At 39.1% G+C, this 18,299-nt stretch carries 15 protein-coding genes; 9 read left to right on the forward strand and 6 right to left on the reverse strand.

Translation table 11 applies throughout. The features are described from left to right. The first annotated feature begins 2 nt into the window (after positions 1 to 2). The 9 genes from QZL88_RS19455 to QZL88_RS19495 all read left to right on the forward strand — a co-directional run bounded on the left by QZL88_RS19455 (position 3) and on the right by QZL88_RS19495 (position 10,306). Positions 3 to 1,427: an efflux transporter outer membrane subunit gene (locus QZL88_RS19455; RefSeq protein ID WP_296944226.1), complete on the forward strand. Its 1,425-nt coding sequence runs from the start codon at positions 3 to 5 to the stop codon at positions 1,425 to 1,427. 693 nt (positions 1,428 to 2,120) lie between these two features. Beyond that, on the forward strand, positions 2,121 to 3,017 hold the full coding sequence (locus tag QZL88_RS19460) for a hypothetical protein (protein ID WP_296944229.1): 897 nt from the start codon (positions 2,121 to 2,123) through the stop codon (positions 3,015 to 3,017). Then, on the forward strand, positions 3,017 to 3,376 hold the full coding sequence (locus QZL88_RS19465) for a DUF418 domain-containing protein (protein WP_296944232.1): 360 nt from the start codon (positions 3,017 to 3,019) through the stop codon (positions 3,374 to 3,376). The genes QZL88_RS19460 and QZL88_RS19465 overlap by 1 nt, the downstream gene beginning before the upstream one ends. 130 nt (positions 3,377 to 3,506) lie before the next feature. Further along, positions 3,507 to 4,520, forward strand: coding sequence for a histidine kinase (locus tag QZL88_RS19470; protein WP_296944235.1), 1,014 nt, complete (start codon positions 3,507 to 3,509; stop codon positions 4,518 to 4,520). A gap of 5 nt (positions 4,521 to 4,525) precedes the next feature. Next, positions 4,526 to 5,278 carry a LytTR family DNA-binding domain-containing protein gene (locus tag QZL88_RS19475; protein ID WP_296944237.1) on the forward strand — a complete coding sequence of 251 codons (753 nt, stop codon included), beginning with the start codon at positions 4,526 to 4,528 and terminating at the stop codon, positions 5,276 to 5,278. Between the two features lie 302 nt (positions 5,279 to 5,580). After that, the gene (locus tag QZL88_RS19480) at positions 5,581 to 6,222 is read left to right on the forward strand and encodes a hypothetical protein (RefSeq protein WP_296944239.1); all 642 of its coding nucleotides are present in this window, start codon (positions 5,581 to 5,583) and stop codon (positions 6,220 to 6,222) included. A gap of 6 nt (positions 6,223 to 6,228) precedes the next feature. Then, positions 6,229 to 8,103: a TonB-dependent receptor gene (locus tag QZL88_RS19485; RefSeq protein ID WP_296944242.1), complete on the forward strand. Its 1,875-nt coding sequence runs from the start codon at positions 6,229 to 6,231 to the stop codon at positions 8,101 to 8,103. 20 nt (positions 8,104 to 8,123) lie between these two features. After that, positions 8,124 to 9,116 carry a DUF362 domain-containing protein gene (locus QZL88_RS19490; RefSeq protein ID WP_296944245.1) on the forward strand — a complete coding sequence of 331 codons (993 nt, stop codon included), beginning with the start codon at positions 8,124 to 8,126 and terminating at the stop codon, positions 9,114 to 9,116. A 245-nt stretch (positions 9,117 to 9,361) separates the two neighbouring features. Further along, a complete protein-coding gene (locus QZL88_RS19495) occupies positions 9,362 to 10,306 on the forward strand; it encodes a DMT family transporter (protein ID WP_296944247.1) in 945 nt (314 codons plus the stop codon). A 55-nt stretch (positions 10,307 to 10,361) separates the two neighbouring features. Here the strand turns inward: QZL88_RS19495 and QZL88_RS19500 are convergent, their stop codons facing one another. The 6 genes from QZL88_RS19500 to QZL88_RS19525 all read right to left on the reverse strand — a co-directional run bounded on the left by QZL88_RS19500 (position 10,362) and on the right by QZL88_RS19525 (position 18,217). Beyond that, complete coding sequence (locus tag QZL88_RS19500; RefSeq protein WP_296944250.1) at positions 10,362 to 11,747, reverse strand: family 16 glycoside hydrolase; 1,386 nt, start codon at positions 11,745 to 11,747, stop codon at positions 10,362 to 10,364. 44 nt (positions 11,748 to 11,791) lie between these two features. Continuing rightward, on the reverse strand, positions 11,792 to 12,706 hold the full coding sequence (locus QZL88_RS19505; RefSeq protein WP_296944252.1) for a sugar phosphate isomerase/epimerase: 915 nt from the start codon (positions 12,704 to 12,706) through the stop codon (positions 11,792 to 11,794). A gap of 93 nt (positions 12,707 to 12,799) precedes the next feature. Continuing rightward, positions 12,800 to 13,687, reverse strand: coding sequence for a DUF1080 domain-containing protein (locus QZL88_RS19510; protein WP_296944255.1), 888 nt, complete (start codon positions 13,685 to 13,687; stop codon positions 12,800 to 12,802). A 34-nt stretch (positions 13,688 to 13,721) separates the two neighbouring features. Continuing rightward, complete coding sequence (locus QZL88_RS19515) at positions 13,722 to 15,191, reverse strand: Gfo/Idh/MocA family oxidoreductase (protein WP_296944258.1); 1,470 nt, start codon at positions 15,189 to 15,191, stop codon at positions 13,722 to 13,724. Positions 15,192 to 15,225: 34 nt separating this feature from the next. After that, complete coding sequence (locus QZL88_RS19520) at positions 15,226 to 16,299, reverse strand: Gfo/Idh/MocA family oxidoreductase (protein WP_296944260.1); 1,074 nt, start codon at positions 16,297 to 16,299, stop codon at positions 15,226 to 15,228. Positions 16,300 to 16,543: 244 nt separating this feature from the next. Then, positions 16,544 to 18,217 carry a DUF6377 domain-containing protein gene (locus QZL88_RS19525; RefSeq protein WP_296944262.1) on the reverse strand — a complete coding sequence of 558 codons (1,674 nt, stop codon included), beginning with the start codon at positions 18,215 to 18,217 and terminating at the stop codon, positions 16,544 to 16,546. Positions 18,218 to 18,299: the final 82 nt, after the last annotated feature.

An 18,299-nucleotide genomic window follows, 5' to 3' on the forward strand; every position in this document is an offset into this window, starting at 1 on the left:
TTATGAAGATCAATAATATAAAAGGAATCGCTCTATTGGGGCTTATAGCCTTGCTCGGACTTTCATCCTGCCAGATAATGAATAAATACCAGTCCCCTGATGCAGATAGTGAGAACCTCTTCAGAGACGAAAACCCTGCTGATACGACAACAATAGCTTCCATTCCGTGGCGGGACTATTTCAAAGATCCATTTCTGCAATCATATATAGATGAGGCATTAAACAATAATTTCGATATGCTGATTGTTCAGGAACGTATCAAACAAGCAGAAGCTGCTTTAGGTATGGCGCGTGCTGCTTATTTTCCTGATGTTGCATTAACAGCACAGGTAAACCAGACTCGTTTGAGCAATGCAGACCCGTTGACAGGAGTAGCCAAAGACAGGAATAATCTGGCTTATCATACCGAAAAATATACATTGGGTATTGTCGCTAGTTGGGAACTTGATCTGTGGGGCAAAATGAATCGCCAATCCAGGGCTAAGTACGCTCAGATGCTAAATAGTTATGCCGGACGAAATCTGATACAGACATCTTTGGTTTCTAATATGGCGAATACTTATTATTCTTTATTGGCCTTGGATGAGCAACTGAAGGTTACGAATGATATGATAGCATTAATGAGTGAAAACCTGATAACGATGGAGGCCTTAAAAGAAGCAGGTATGGCCAATGGCGCCGCCGTAGAGCAAACCAGAGCAGCCCTTGCCAGTGCCAGAACATCTGTCCCGGAACTGGAAAGCAGTATCCGCCAACTGGAAAATACGATTTGTACAATGCTCGGACGTAAGCCCGGCCCGATAACCCGCTCGTCGATTGAACTACAGAATGTACCGGCTAACTTAGCGCATGGTATTCCTGCTCAGATGCTTGCCAGACGTCCTGATGTAAATCAGGCGGAATTGGAGTTTCGTTCAGCTTTCGAATTGACTTATGCTGCTAAAGCCAGTTTTTATCCTTCTATTACATTAAGTTCTGGATTGATTGGCTATTCAACTACGAATGGATTGAGCCAGTTTTTCAAGCCGGAGAATCTGTTTGCCAGTATAGCAGGGGGATTGACTCAACCGATTTTTGCACGGAAGCAATTGATGACTCAATATAAAGTTGCTAAATCGGAACAACAGATAGCATTGCTGAACTTCGAAAAAACGGTTTTAAGTGCAGGCCAGGAAGTGTCGGACATTTTGTATACATATGAGTCTTCTCTCCGGAAGAACTATGATAGGGAAATCCAGGTGTTGTCACAGACCAAATCTGTTGAGTTTACCCGTGAATTGTTAAAAGCCGGAGAAGCTACTTATCTGGAAGTATTAAGTGCTCAACAAGGATTATTAGAGGCTCAGTTGAATCAGATAAGCGATAAACTCCAGCAACTTCAATCTACCTCCGATCTTTATCGTGCATTAGGAGGTGGGATAGAGTGATCAATCTTAGTTAAACGTGGCAGGAGGATAGGAATATTCTCCTGCTTTTTTTATAAATACGATATTAGTTGTGTAAATGAGCAGTTAAATCAGAATGCTTTATCTATATAATATGCTATTAACTCTTTGGTTATTAGCTTATAGATCTTTGACAGATTGGAATAAGTGGTAATTTTTAGGTAAATAGATAAGAGTAAACAAGATACGAGTTGTTCACTGATAACTGACGAGACGTTTCGCTCTACTCAGCATCGCTAATTATTAATTTTTCATTTTTAATTATTAATTGCTATCCGTGTTACTTTTGTTACCTTTTTTGAATCGGATGTTTAAAGTGTTTATTTACTGGTATAAGTGGCATATTATTTATTAACTGATCGTAATCGACTGTTTACTGCAAAATGTGTTACATCTGTTACTTTTTAACTTTTTATAGTGAATATAGGTTAATTAAAATTGCTTCCGATAAGTGTATTGTTAAGATTGGCTGTGTGTCGGATTTGAAGATGTTACTTTTCCATTCTGCTGGTCAGATATAATAATAGGTAAAACAAAGCCGCTATCATATTGAGAAAGAAAAGGAATTCGCCTTTACGGCTATATTTTTCGTCTTCCTGCAAAAAGGAATACTGTCAATGTTTTAACATCTTACTTTTATACTGGAAAAACAATATAGATAGTAAAACATTAGTCATGGAGCAACACAAATCTTTTTCTACATCCTTACAGAGAATTACAGTCATAGATGCATTAAGAGGATTTGCCCTGTTGGGAGTCATACTTACCCATATGTGGCAACATTATGGTATTTTTTCATTTTCAGGAATGGGCCAAAATGAACCATTATTCCCGCAATTGGATGAGGCGCTCCGGTGGCTATTGCAAAATGCCATAATGGGCAGGTTTATCAATATCTTTGCATTTCTGTTTGGGCTGAGCTTTTTCATTCAGATGGACAGAGCTTCAAAAAAAGGAATTGACTTTCGGAAACGCTTTTTGTGGCGCATGGCTATACTTTTTATTATCGGAATCATAGGTAACTGTTTCTATACCGGAGATATCTTATCTATTTATGCCGTATTCGGAGTGTTAATGGTTTTTCTTTATAAATGTAAGAACTGGATATTAATTGTTGTCATTACCCTTTTACTGATAGGCCTTCCCCGTATTTTAACGGTGAGTTATAACCAAATGGTAAAAGTAGAGCAAACAACCAATACGGGCACTGCGCAAACTCTGGAAAACCGGCCTGCTGTACGTCCGCAACCTTCAAATATGGAAAAACCATCCTTCCTTAATTCAGCAAAGAATAACCTGACAATAGGATTGGAGCGGAAATTAAATTATCAGTTTGGTTTATTTGGTCGTGGATATATTACGTTGGCTTTATTTATCCTGGGATTGATTATTGGACGTATGCGCTTCTTTGAACAGGTTGAAATACAGAAGAAAAGGAACTTTATTCTTTTTGCCGGATTTGTTCTTGCTGTTGTTGTTGTAAACTGGATTGTCGGACTATTCCCACCACAAGATACAAGGATATTTATGAGGCCGGATGCAGATATATCACCTGCTTTACTAGAGCTGTAATGGCTTTAGAAAACATTAGTACAGTGTTTTTTTCGGGGGCTTTGGTTATGGGATTTATAATCTTGTATCAGGTTAAGGGTATTGGAAAATGTCTGAGTGTGATGACTCCATATGGACGTATGGGACTCACTAATTATGAGATGCAAAGTGTTATCGGTTGTTTTATATTCTCTATGTGGGCATTTGGTTCCGTTTTCGGTAGCTGGGGGACTACAGAGTTGTTCGCTTTAGGATTGGTTATATATACAATGCAAGTCATATTTAGCAAATTTTGGCTGAAATACTTCTTATATGGGCCGCTGGAATGGTTTTGGCGTTCGGCTACTTATCTGAAACTGCAACCATTCAGAAGGAAGTAGAGAATAAAGTGTAATTTCTTTTTTTTAGCTGTTTTTCGTTATTATCTAATTTAATGTCAGACTTTAAAATAACATCTGTATTTTTATAATCCGGATTACATAAAATCTATTTGATTACGATATTACAAAAATGAATGTTTTAAATAAATATACAACTTTTAAACTGCTGCTGATCACATTAATCAGTGCAGTTTTTATTGTCTATCCCAATACTGCATGTCTACCTTGGGAACTGGATTTTATAAAGGGAGTTGATCGAACTTATCACCTGCTTTATTTTACTGTCCGCTATATTTATTTCTGTATATTAATTTTTACGTTACTCAAGGTTAATATACAAAAGATTAATACGCAATCATTTAAAAGGCGTTTTTTGATCAATTTTATTATCAGTTTGGTTTCTTATATTATTTTTATTGGGACTACTTTACTGGTTTACCCCAAAGGAACTCATTTTGGGAGCATATTAGTGTTTCAGTTTTTTGTGGTCTGCTTCCTGGTCACTTTTACCGGGCATACCTATCTGCTCTATTCTGTTCAGAGGAAAAAGGAGCAAGAGATAGAACAACTTAAAATGGAAAATTTGCAAAGCCGTTACGATGCATTGATGAATCAGATAAATCCGCATTTTTTCTTTAATTCATTGAATGGACTGACTGCCTTGATAAGAAAAAAGAATGATGAAAATACACTGACATATGTCAGCAAAATGTCGGATGTATTCAGGTATATATTGCAAAGTGATAAAAAAGGTCTGGTTACACTCGAGGAAGAATTAGAGTTTGTAGACGCATTTTTTTATATGATGGAGGTGCGTTTTGCCAATAAACTGGAATTCAAAGTCTGTGTAGATAAGGAAAAATTACCTTATAAATTACCCGTATTGTCAATTCTTCCTTTGATTGAAAATGTAGTGGTTCACAACAGGATCGACAGCGAGCATAAAATGGTGGTTACAATCCGGCTGGATGAACAAGATGAACTGGTCGTCTCCAACCCGGTATATCCTAAACTATCACCTGCCGAAACAAACGGAACAGGACTAAAGAATCTCGAAAACAGGTTCATGTTATTAATGAATAAGCAAATAAGAATAATAAATAAAGATGACATGTATTATGTCTATTTACCATTAATCATATAATCATTATGAAGGTATTGATTGTTGAAGATGAAACGGCAGCTTACGAAAATCTTGTTGACATACTCAATGAGATAGATCCGGCAATAGAAATTGTAGGGAATACCGAAAGTGTCAGTCAAACTGTAAAATGGTTGAATTCCAATCCTATACCCGGCCTCATCCTCATGGATATTCACTTATCGGATGGTTCGGCTTTTTCCATCTTTGATGCTATCGAAGTAGACACTCCGATAGTTTTCACTACTGCCTATGATGAATATGCTATCGAAGCATTCAAAGTAAACAGCGTAGATTATCTGCTTAAACCTATTAAACCGGAAGAACTGAAGCGTTCTTTACAAAAATTGAGCAAATGGACACGTACTGATATCACCGCATATCTGTCTAGGTTGGTGCAGCTTGCACCCAAGCCACGCTATAAGGATAAACTTCTGATTCCGGTAAATGACAAGTTGCTACCCATCGATTTACATGATGTAGCTTGTTTTTATACAACGGATAAGACGACCCGGATATACCTCAGAAATGGTAATTCGTATCCATATTCCAAAACGTTGGAGCAGATATCTTCATCGTTGAACCCGGCGGATTTTACCAGGGCTAATAAGCAATTTATTATTGCACGCAACAGTGTGCAGAATATTACAATCTGGTTCGATAATCGCCTGCTGATCACTTTGGATATAGAAGTTCCCGAACGCATTTATATCAGTAAGAATAGAGCTTCGGAATTTAAAGTCTGGCTAGTAAATGAATAAATTTTAATTGATATTACATAGAGCAAGCTGATGCCAAAATATGCAGTGGAAATAGACAAAGTAGTATTGATGTCTGCTCACTTTTCGTTTTCATTATGTAATATCAATTCAGCCTGAACGGTAGATTGGTTCAGGCTGTTTTCTGATAACTTTATTCCTTCAGATTTGCTATTATTCGCTTTTATGAATATTTTTTTCGCAATCGTCAAACGTATAGAATAATTTGAGAAAAAAAACAGATATTTGTATTAATATTCATTGGTTTAGATCTAAATAGATAGAATTAAAAATTCTATATAAATATGAAGAAGAAAATCAAACACTCTTTCTTACTATTCATTTTTACTTCTTTTGCCATGCCATTTTTTGCACAGGATAATAATTTTGAAAATACTGTACGGGAATCGGTTCGTCATCAGATGGAGAAATACCCCCAATCGACACTGAAAGACCTATACAAGCATTTCTTTCAGGACAGATACGGACCCGGTCATATCATAGATGATACGGTTGCTGCAGGAAAATACCTTCTGCGTGAACTGGATTCTTATACGACAATTACGGGAGAAATAGCAGAGCCGACAGGCTGGCAGCATAATTTTTATCGGGTAAATTTGTCCGTTATCAAGGATAAGCTCATTCCGTACGACGTATTTCTTAGTGCTTTCGTAAGAAGTGTGAGCGGGATAAGACCCATTCCTATTGAGGACTGGAAACAAGAGTGGGGCGAGATTGAAGATATCATAAAATCGATGGGACTTTCACTTCCCGATTATGAAAAAGACAATGAGGAGATAGACGCAAAACTGGAGAAAGGCAATTATGTGGGGCACCACAGCGATATATTCAATAAGGCATACTCGCCGCATTACCGTATTGTCAGCAGTCAGATTTATGAAGAAGAACTGCTACCATTATTAGAAAAACAAAAAGGAAATCAATAGAGAATAATGAAAAGAATACCAACCCTAATTATTTGCAGCATACTGTTGTCGACAGTAGCTCACGCTCAAAACCAACAAGCAACAGATACTGCATCGACAAGAAAATACGCCCTGAATGAAGTCGTGGTAACAGGATCTCGTGTACCTGTTCAGCGCAACATAATTCCGGTACCCGTAAGTATCGTGGACCGTAAAACAATAGAACAGAGTGAAGAGACTAACCTCCTTCCGGTTTTGATGAAACACGTTCCCAGCCTGTTCGTTACATCTCGTGGGATAGCAGGATATGGAGTGTCTACCGGTGCGGCAGGTGGTATCAGCCTGCGTGGTTTCGGCGGAGGGGCAGGCCGCGTGCTTATTCTGATAGACGGACATCCTCAATATGCTACTATTTACGGACATCCTGTGGCTGATGCTTATATTGCATCAGATGCGCAACGTGTGGAAGTTTCACGCGGTGCGGCATCTATTCTCTACGGTTCGAATGCGATGGGAGGTGCTATCAATATCATAACCCGTAAGGCAACTGATGACGGAAACAGACTTTCGGCAAGGTTGATGGGAGGTTCTTATGGTACACAACGCTATTCTATTACAGATAGTTATCGTAGCGGGCGGTTTACAGGTGTGGTAAGTGGTAATTACGAACGTACTGACGGGCATCGTATTAATTCTGATTTTGAATCTTTCAGTGGATTTACCAAGCTGGGTTATGAACTTACCGAGGAATGGAAAGTTACAGGTAATGTAAATATTGCCAAGTCCAAATCTCAAAATCCCGGAACAGAAAGCAGACCTATGCTGGACGGAACAGCCGATGTGCTGCGTGGAATGTCGGGTTTGTCTATTGAGAATAACTATGGTAAAACAACTGGTGCTGTAAATCTGTATTATAACTGGGGTGACCATGAAATAAATGACGGTTATTTTGCCGGAGGAACACCTCGTCCGTATCTTTTCAATTCGACAGACTATATGGGCGGCGCAAATATTTACCAGTCGGCAAGCCTGTTTAAAGGAAATACAATAACAGGAGGATTCGATGCAAAGATATATGGAGGAAACGCTTACCGAGATCCTCAGACTGAGGTATATGCCGATCATATTAAACTTCACGAAGTAGCCGGCTATCTTTTTGCACAACAAGAAGTGGATATATTTATGTTGAATGTTGGAATCCGTTTGGAAAACCATAAACTATATGGTACGGAATGGATACCGCAAGCAGGTTTTTCGGTAAAGGCATCTGAAAATACACACTTGAAATTTTCTGCGTCTAAAGGTTTTCGCACACCTAATTTGCGCGAATTGTATATGTATGCTTCTGCCAATGAAGATTTATTGCCCGAAAGTAGCTGGAGTTACGACTTGAGCATTGCTCAAAATTTGCTCGACAATCGTATGTCTGCAGAGTTGACCTTTTTCTATTCGGAAGGAGACAATATTGTAGAGGTAGTCCAGGTAGACGGTCGTCCGCAAAACCGGAATGTGGGTGAGTTTGCCAACAAAGGGATAGAATTCAGCCTCAATTATCAACTGCTGAAAAACCTCAGTTTGCATACTAATTACAGTTATCTCCATATGAATACGCCTATAACAGGTGCCCCGAGACATAAGCTATACGCAGGTATGTCATACGACCTTGGTAAATTTTCGTTCAGTGCAGGTGCACAACTTATAGATAAGCTATATCTTTCTACAGGGGACGATGCTAAAATGAGCAGCTATACATTAGTAGATGCCCGTGCATCTTATCGTGCAATGAAATGCCTCGAAATTTTTGCTAAAGGTGATAACTTGTTGGCCAGAAAATACGAGACAATGCTTGGTTTTCCTATGCCACGTGCTACATTCATGGGAGGAGTAAATTTAAATTTTTAACACAATAAAAAACAAAAGCAATGAAAAAAACACATTTTATTTTGTTTGTTCTATTCGCATTCTGTATCGTTTCTGTATACGGATGTTCCTCAAACAACAAAGAAAAGAAAAGCCAATCGGAAGAAGTAACAGAAGAAAACAGCTTACCTAAAGTTTATTTTACGAAAGAAATTACACCTGAAAGCCTTATGCGTATTTATAAAGCTTTAGGACGCGAAGCAAAGGGGAATAATGTAGCCATAAAAGTCAGTACGGGAGAACCCGGAGGGAAGAACTTTCTTAAACCAGCCTTGATTAAGGATTTTGTTCAGTCAGTGAATGGTACTATCATCGAATGTAATACTGCCTATGGAGGAAACCGATCCAGTACAGAACTTCACCTCAAAGCAGCACGCGATCATGGCTTTATGAATATTGCCAAAGTAGATATAATGGATGCTGACGGAGAAGTAGACCTACCTGTAACAGGAGGTTCGCATATTACCCGGGACATTGTAGGTAAGAACTTTCTCAATTATGACTTTACTGTTATACTCTCGCATTTCAAGGGGCATGCTATGGCCGGATTTGGTGGGGCTATCAAGAATATGTCTATCGGTATAGCTTCTGCTAACGGTAAACGCCTGATTCACTCAGGGGGAGCTAGTACCACCGATTGGGGAAGCCCTACGCAGGAAGAATTTCTGGAAACAATGTCGGAAGCAGCTAAAGCTGTTGCTGACCATGCCGCAGAAAAGATCATTTACATAAGCGTAATGAATAACCTATCAGTCGATTGTGATTGTGATTCAAATCCGGCTAACCCTGAAATGGGTAATGTGGGCATTTTGGCATCACTTGACCCAGTTGCATTGGATAAAGCCTGTGTAGATCAGGTATATGCCTCTACCGACCATGGGAAAATCCATCTGGTAGAACGAATGGAGTCGAAGAATGGAGCACATGCTTTGGTACATGCTGAGAAAATCGGTATGGGCAGCCAGAAATATGAACTGGTAAATCTTGATCAATAAATTACTTTTTCGTAATAAATTGTAGTTAAGCTATAGAGAAGAGTGTGTTAAATAAGTCCTATGGGTCTGTAAGGCCTGTAGGATTTATTGTATTGTAATGCACCATAGACCGTATTTTGATTTTCCGGCTCCATTATTTATGTTTCATCAGGCTGCTTTTCATAAGTCCCATTATTTCTCTTTTACTATAAAAGGAATTAACAGACTATTTATCTACTTTTGCATCCCATGGAAAAGTTGAAAAAATGAGCACAAAACTAAAAGGTACTATATACGGCGTTATCGCTGCTGTAAGCTATGGGACAAATCCTCTTGGCGCCTTGTTCCTGTATAAGGAAGGGCTAAATGTAAATTCTGTATTATTCTACAGGTTCTCTCTGGCTGCTATAATACTTGCAGGGATAATGCTTGTACAAAAGAAATCGTTCAGCGTAACTAGAAAGGAATTAGGACTATTGGGTATTTTAGGCATATTGTTTGCCACTTCGGCTTTGTCTTTATTCACCAGTTTTCACTATATGGATGCAGGGGTGGCGTCTACGATTCTTTTTGTTTATCCTGTGATGGTGGCTGTTATAATGGCTCTATTCTTTAAAGAGAAACTATCTTTGGTGACCATGTTGTCTATTTCATTGGCTTTGGGAGGAATAGCACTGCTTTATAAAGGAGAGGGTGGGAGTACATTAAGCTCAATAGGGGTATTACTGGTAATGTTGTCATCTCTGACATATGCAGTCTATATAATAGTTGTGAACAAATCAACTTTAATGATGTCAGCCGTAAAACTTACATTTTATGTTTTGGTTTTTTGTATGTTGGTAATTGTAGTACATTCATTCTCCGAGACAAACAATCATTTGCAACTACTTACAACGCCTACTATGTGGATGTGGGCTGCTATACTGGCATTGGTTCCCACCGTTATATCTTTGATTACAATGGTTAAAGCTGTGCATGCTATAGGCTCTACTCCGACTGCTATAATGGGCGCCTTGGAGCCGCTTACAGCCGTGGTTATCGGTATAGCGATTTTTGGAGAGGTTCTTACTGTAAGGTTAGCTACAGGTATTGTTTTGATTTTATCGGCTGTTATCATCATCATAGCCGGCAAATCTATTACACCGCTTAAACTTCATACAGCCGTAAATAACGTCGGACGGGTTCTGAAAAAGTATTTCAGATGGAAGTAAAATGTTCTCGGCAGGCCCTTATACCTGTGATTGAGGAAATATAGATTGCGAATATTCAAAGTTTGACTTTTGGCTTGTACATATCTAGTTGCATCAAGTTACATTCTTTTTTCATGCGTATGGAATATTCCAGTCTTCCCACTTCAGGGCTAATATTATTTGAGCCAAAAGTAAATTTTATTCCGGCTCTTTTGGCCTTCATTATGATCGCTTTGTTGGGAATGCTATATAGTTCATTTATTTCTAAAGCCATACCACTTTTAGCAAGCGCATCGATGACTTTATTGATTCTGTCTTCAGTCCAGAATGCATCGTAACGGTCATTCATCTGTTCAGGAAGGAAGAAGGGGTTGACATATACATCGGCCGGCTCTTGCAAAACCGAACATATCCGGTCAACAATCATGTCCATGTATTGCTGCTCATCATTGATCACAACTTCTTCATTTACCCATAAGTGTATCCGTTGCCCTCTCAGATCATTGAAGGTCAGGGCATCTGTAAACACAAAGTCAAATCCGCATCGGGCCTCTTCAGAGAAAGTTGTTACCCATTCCCGGCCTTCGCCTTGCATGGCAAGTATGAAGGGTTGGGTACGCATTGTATCCAGAAAGTTAAATACTTCTTTGTCGTTTGTAATCGGAAATCCAATTCCGCAATTAGGAGCAACGGCATAGTTAATACCTGTTTTTCGTGATTGTTTTGCCGCTGCTTCCTTCGTAAATCCTCCTTTTAAATGTACATGATAATCGAGAACAGGAAAATCTTCCTGATGGAGATGAAGTATATCGTCGTTTTGTTCGTCTTTAGCAATGGCCAGTTGTGCAGGAATGTTTATATCTTTTCTGTCGAGTGTCTCTATCGAAATATTTTTAAACTCTATAGCTCCGTCTCCATTGACTGCTAGCGAAATTGTGCCACTCGAAAGAATACATCTATCGTTTGGTGATATACGCAAGGGATGTGCGGGTTCTATATATTCTACAACAGGCTCTCCGTTGACTTTCACTACTATGGATTGACCTTCTACCCGGATATTCATAGTAAACCACTGGTTGTCCTTTACCATACTTTTGGTGAGATTGCGCACAGATAAGAGGCTGCCTGTCATTCTCCACCATATCGGGTCAGTAACGTCATTGTTAATCGCTATCCGGTAGCCTTTACCGGAATCATCAGTATGAAAACAGATAAAGCCTTTGCCATTTTGAGTGGTTCGTAATACCAACTTTAAGTCGAAATCTTTATATTCACCGTTTTTCAGGATGGCACGGGAGTTTGGCCCTGAGAGTATTAGTGCACTGTTATTTATAGAAACATTACCTACAGTTTGCCAATCTTTATTTTCATTACCATTAAATAATATCCTGCTTTTAGAATCGGTGCAGGAGCTTAACCAAATGGAACTTAAAACGAGTAGTAATATTATTGTCCGACTCATATGTCAAAGGCTTGTTTCAATTTTTATACAGATAGAAAACCTAACTATTTACTATAGCTGGCTTTCACAAATTGGGCATTTAAAAGATAATCCAGACTGGTTTTTATACTTTCCTCAATAGTCGTACTATATTTCTCTACTTCGACGATGATATGCTTTACACCGGCTGTTTCGGCATTCTTAAAGATGGCGTCAAATCCGACCATCCCGCTTTGTCCGATCTCACGATGGTCTTTTATATGCAGGACAGAGAATCTGCCCGGATATTTGTTAAAATAATCGACCGGACTATTTTTGCCTATTACGACCCAATATACGTCCATTTCGATAAATACAAATTCAGGATTTGTATTTTCAATCATAAAGTCCATCATCACCACTTTGTCTTCTACTTTCTGAAATTCATGAGCATGGTTATGATATCCGTATTTCAGCCCGTTAGCTTTACATCTTTTACCTATTTCGTTGTAATAATCACAATATGTCTTTAAGTCTTTAACTGTCTTCGGTACCTCCAACCAGGGGGTAACAATATAAGTCATTCCGGCATCTTTATGTGCTTTAATTGCTATATCCCACCATTTTAAAGATTCTGAAAAGTCACCGGAAGCCAGTTCTTCGGGTGTCAGCGGTTTAGTGCAATGCGAAGACAGGACTTTCAGTCCCGCTGTTTCTACGTCTTTTCTGAATTCCTGTGGTGTGCGGTTATAGAATTTACCATCATTATATCCGGCTGCTTCCACTGCGGTATATCCCATTTGTGCCAGTTCTTTCAGTATTGCTGTATAATCGGTATCATATTTCCCTGTTTGATTTACATAACTGCCAATTCTATCCCTGACTGAATATAATTGTATGGCTATATCCTTTTTTGCATTTCTTTTGTTTTGCGCAAGACTCGTTTGTGGTAATATTATTAATGAAGCTAATACCAACAGTAAATAGACCTTATTTTTCATGATATTTATTTCTGGATTGTTAATACTAAAAATACTCCATAGGAGAGTTCTTAAACTCCCCTACGGAGTTGATAACCAAACTCTAAAAAACTATTAATCTAAAACCTTTATACGTATATTGCGGAACCATACATCATCTCCATGATCCTGAAGTCCGATATATCCTTTTCGCTCCGGTCCTCCTACGTTATTTAATAATTCGAAAGCCAGCGGCCATTTTTCCTCACTGAATTTGCTAGCTTGCAGCATATCTGTCCATTGTGGAGTCCAAAGATGATATTCAACCACGTTTTCTCCGTTCTGTCCATGTACCACAGTTCCTTTAGAGACCATTATCTTAGCCTGGTTCCACTCTCCGAAAGGCTTCGCGTTTTGTGGTTTAGCCGGGATCATATCATATAATGACATCGACTTGCGGTTGTTATCCTTACCCAATTTTGCATCAGGATGATTTTCGTTATCTAAGACCTGTGCTTCGGGAGAAGAAATATAAATAGGCTCCATTCTCATCTCTCCTGTTTTAGGATCTTTGGATTCTATTTCTTGTGCCAAAATAAATATACCGGAATTACTTCCCTTGGCTACTTTATATTCCAGTTCGAGTTCGAAATTTTTGAACTTATGTGCAAAGATCAGGTCGCCTCCGTCTCCGTCTTGCGCTTCTCCACCACCCGAACCATTGAATTTAATAGCCCCATTATCTACTGTCCATTTTCCCGGAACATTATCTTTGCCGTATCCACGCCAGCCTTTCAGGTCTTTTCCGTCAAACAGGATAATGTAGCCATCTTTGTCTGTTTTAAACTCGGATAAGTTAACTTGCGACTTATCAAGTGCTCTATATTCAGGCAACTTGCTTTCTTCTGTTTTATTTTCGTCCATATTGGTATTGCTGCTTTCAGCCTTTTTTGAACTACCGCCGCATGCTGCCATAAAGCCTGATAACAGGATGCAACTGATTGTATATAAAGATTTATTCATGTCTCTATTTTTTATATTGTAATAATTATATGGTTTATCTCGGCATTTCAGGGAGTTTCCATCCTTCACGGTATGTATGTTTGATTAACTCCTGTGCATAAGCCTGCGCATTTACCGGGTCAGTCCATGTCTTGTCGAATGTCGGATGCCCGTCTTTAATCTGGAAGCCGTCTTTGATAACCGTGCGGATGGTTGCGTTCGGATCGATATTGGTAAATTTCATATTTGGTCCGTCCCAATGCAATTCCTGATTAAGGGATTGTAATCTCACAGCAAGTACGCCCATAACCACCATTTCGTTAAACGGTCCGGCTTCGCTGAAAGGTGATGCAGTCTCAATACGGTTCGAAGCATCTTCTTTACATGCACGTACCCAATCCATTTCGTGGGAAGTTGTCACTTCTCTTAATACTTTAGGCGCGCTTGGGGTTCTGCCTGAAAGCAACCATGGGCGTACACCATAGCAACCGCAGATGAGAGTGTCTTTTGTTCCGTGAAATATCACGCCACCCCCTTCATCATTCAGATCTTTATTGGCCGGGAATCCTTCAGGCAGCCTTGGTCTCAATCCTCCGTCGTACCAGATTACCTTAACCTCAGGCATTGCTACTTTAGGCATGTTTTCCCGGGCCGGGAATGTTAGTTCTACAGTTTGGGCACTAGGAGCACTATCGGTCAGAAGAAGAGTTGAGCTCGCCTGTGCCTTGGTCGGATAACTTAACTTTAAGCCCTTAAAAACAGGATGTAGGATATGGCAGGCCATATCTCCTAACGCGCCTGTTCCGAAATCCCACCAGCCGCGCCAGTTCCACGGTGTATAAATGGAGTTATACTCACGATATTTTGCAGGTCCGAGGAATAGATCCCAGTTGAGGGTATTCGGAGCTTTTTCTCCTTTTTCAGGACGGTTAAGTCCTTGTGGCCAGATAGGACGGTCGGTAAAGGCTTCCACTTTTGTTATTTCGCCTATCTCACCGTTCCATATCCATTCACACATTTTGCGCACGCCTTCACCGGATGCACCCTGATTACCCATTTGTGTTGCAACTTTATGTTTCTCTGCCAGTTTTGTGAGCAGGCGTGATTCATAGACTGTATGGGTCAATGGTTTTTCTACATACACGTGTTTTCCCATTGTCATAGCTTCGGCCGCTACAATAGCATGTGTATGGTCTGCCGTTGCAATCATTACCCCGTCGGCCTCTTTTCCCAGTTCCTCAAACATTTTACGATAATCGTAATATTTCTTTGCGTTGGGGTATTCTTTAAATACATTTGCGCTATATTTCCAGTCCACATCACATAGTCCTATGATATTCTGAGAATTCATACTCCTTAAGACGTGTGCCCCACGACCGCCTACACCCACACCTATGATGTTAAGCTTATCACTGGGAGCAACATGTCCGAATGATTTTCCCAGAACGGTATTGGGCACTACTGCTAGTCCGGCTAATGCTGTAGCTCCTGTTTTCAGGAACTTTCTTCTTGAAAAGTCTGACATAATTTAAAAATTGTATTTATTAGTAACTGAAATATTATATTTGTTGTAACAGGCCATACCCGTTTTTCATTGTTTTTCTTCTTTGCAGTATTTTTTCCAGAGTCTGTATTTCTCCTATAGCCGGCAAATCCTTACTCTTGGCATCTTCCAGAAACTCCCATGCATATTCTGAAGATATAGCCGAGTCTCGCAGTGTTGGCAAGTTGGGATGTCTGACGCCCGACTCTATCGAATCGGCAAACAGGTTACATAATACGTCAATGTTTTTGCCTCCGAATGGCCTTTCTTCCCGTATAGTCTGGGTTACTCCGTGTAGTTCGACCACAGCTGTTTTAAAGTCGTGCGTCATACGGGCAATACCTTCAGTCCCAATCATATCTATATATGAGTTGTGTGTTTGCTTGGCCGATAATTGTCCATATACGTGTCCTTGTGTAATATCGAAAACAACACCATTCTCAAATGTGCCGTGACATTGTAGCCACCACGGGTCTTTATAATTCCACATCCGTACAGCCTGTGCATTCCATGTTCTGAAATTGCAGTCGGTGTACCAGCGTGCGATATCGACATAGTGCATTCCGCAATCGTGAAATGAAGGGCCTTCGTATTCATGCCCTTCTCCCGGAGCGAGTCCCGGTGTAAGGTGGCATATACGTATGATGGCCAGTTCGCCGATTTCACCTTTTTGTATAAAGTCTTTGATTAATTTATGATACCACGAGTTGCGCAGATATAGATTTACGGTAGAGAACAAATCTGTGCTTTCCGCAACACTCACTGCGTTCCATTCTCTTGTAATGGTATCTGCTATCGGTTTTTCGGAGATGACATGTTTTCCGCTTTGAATAGCTCTCTCTATCTGCTCCTTTCTTGAGTTTGCCAGAGCAAACAGGCCAACAACCTGTACTGTCGGATCATCAAATATTTGCTGTTCGTTTTCTATAATTTCAGATTCCGGAGAAAGTTTTCTGGCCAACTCTCGTGAGCTTGGACTTACATCACATATATAAGCCACGTTCCACCGCCCACTCTTCTGCATTTCCTGAAGATAAAACCTTCCCATTCTGCCAAACCCTATGAGTCCGACTTTAATTTTAGTATTCATGCTATTAACGATAAAAGATCATTTGTTAATTTATAAAGGAAAAGCGTCAGGCAAAAAAAAAATCAATTGCCTTTCATGGTAAAAAAATACTTCGGATTTTCCTCTTGATTACAAAACTAACAGCAAATAATGTGGGGCGGCTTTTCTAAGTAGTATTATGTAGAAGTGGTGTGTATGTATATTGTTGATATATAGAGTTTAATCTTCTTTTTAAAGTTGAAAAATGTAGACTGATTAGAATAAATTATTCTGTTTTTCGGCTTATTGTCCCTATTTTCATAACCATTTCTTCAAACTCAACGCGATTGGACGCGGCTTTGTTTCTCATCTTTGTCCGGTAGTTGTAAATTGTACTCATAGAGCAGCGTAGAAAACTTGCAATTTTAGTACTGTCTGTTATGCCTAACCGTAAGAGGGCATAAATCCGTAATTCCTTATTTAGCAGATCTTCTGTTTTGAGTATAACCTGTTCTTCCTTTGCCAGAAGAGAATTGAAATCGGAAACAAATGTGGGATACAGACTTAAAAAGGTATTGTCAAAATGTGCATATAAGTCATCCAGTTCTTTATCAACTACTGTGGTCGATTTCAATTTTTTAATCAGTTCTTCATAGTGCCTGTTTATACCCAACTTGTAAAGGGTCTTACGATAATCCTCCATCTTGTCGATGTAAGTCGAGCAAAGATCCAGAAATTGAGCAATATACTGCTCCTTGATCTGGTTTGATTCCCATAGCTGCTCATTTTTTTCGTTCAACAGATTATTGGTACCGTTAATCTCTTCATTCAGAGTAATCAGCTTTTTATTGGTTCCGGACAATTCTTCTTTAATCCGGGATAATTTTTTCATCTGCTTATAGATATATATCACCAATAAAATGAGAAATAGAGATAATAGGCTTATCAATACCAAATAAGTTTTTAATTTACTGTTAGTCTTTGCTTCTTTTGCCTGATACGAAGCATTGATAATCGAATAGAATTTTGACATTTCTGCAGTACGGAATTGAACTCCCGAAAAAACAGCATCTTCGATGGCAGATTGTGTATACTTGAATGCTTTTGATATATCGTCACTGTTATAATATATAACTGCCAGACGTTGAAAAGAGGCATTTTCCTTTATTGAATTTTTTATATCAGCTATCGCCGACATAGTATAATATTTTTTTTCCAGTTCGGTATTGCCTTTCATGGCGTTTATTGTTCCCAGATAATGAGTAATCAAAGCGTATTCAGGCGTGTCAATATCTTCTGTGTTAAGCAGGTCGTTCAATAACTCGGATGCTTTTTCCGTATTGCGCAAAGTGATATATCTGTGGGCAATATTAATTTTGTATAAAAAAGAAGATTGATCCAAAACACCTAGCAATGAGTCTCTGTACATTTCCACCTGATGATAGTATTTACTCTGGTTGCTTGTAGCTCCGTAGTGTTCGTAAAAACGAGAATATGTTTCATAGTATGCTGCCAACAGATCTTTTGGAAGTTTACGTGAGTCCAGGCTTGTCAGTATTTTCTCCGATTCCAGTAATCTTCCGGCATAGGAATAAACTTTGGCAAGGTTGATATCTGAATTATATTTCAGATTCTCGTTATTCAGAAATTCTGCGATCTGCACATTTCTTTCGGCATAATGTATTGCTGAATCCAGTTTAAATTTCTTGTATTCGTTGTACAACCTGAGGTTTATCTCATATTCATATTCCGAGGAAGAAGGTTTCTTTTCCAACAGCTTTTTCAGGTTGCTGATTCCTTTTTCTTTCTGCTCTGTAAATTGTTCTTTATTATCAATTATATGATCCAGATAATCAGACATGGATTTCAGATCATCTTTTCCATATAATGAAATAGAAAAAATGAAAAAAATAAGAGGTATAATATAATACTTTTGACGTATACTTCTTTTGTTTCTCATGGTTCTTTATAACCTTGTCTTGGGGCACATCTGTTTGTTGAAATACAAATGTATCTGATTATATTCAGATGCGAAATGATAC

The sequence above is a fragment of the uncultured Dysgonomonas sp. genome, from assembly GCF_900079725.1.
GTDB lineage: Bacteria > Bacteroidota > Bacteroidia > Bacteroidales > Dysgonomonadaceae > Dysgonomonas.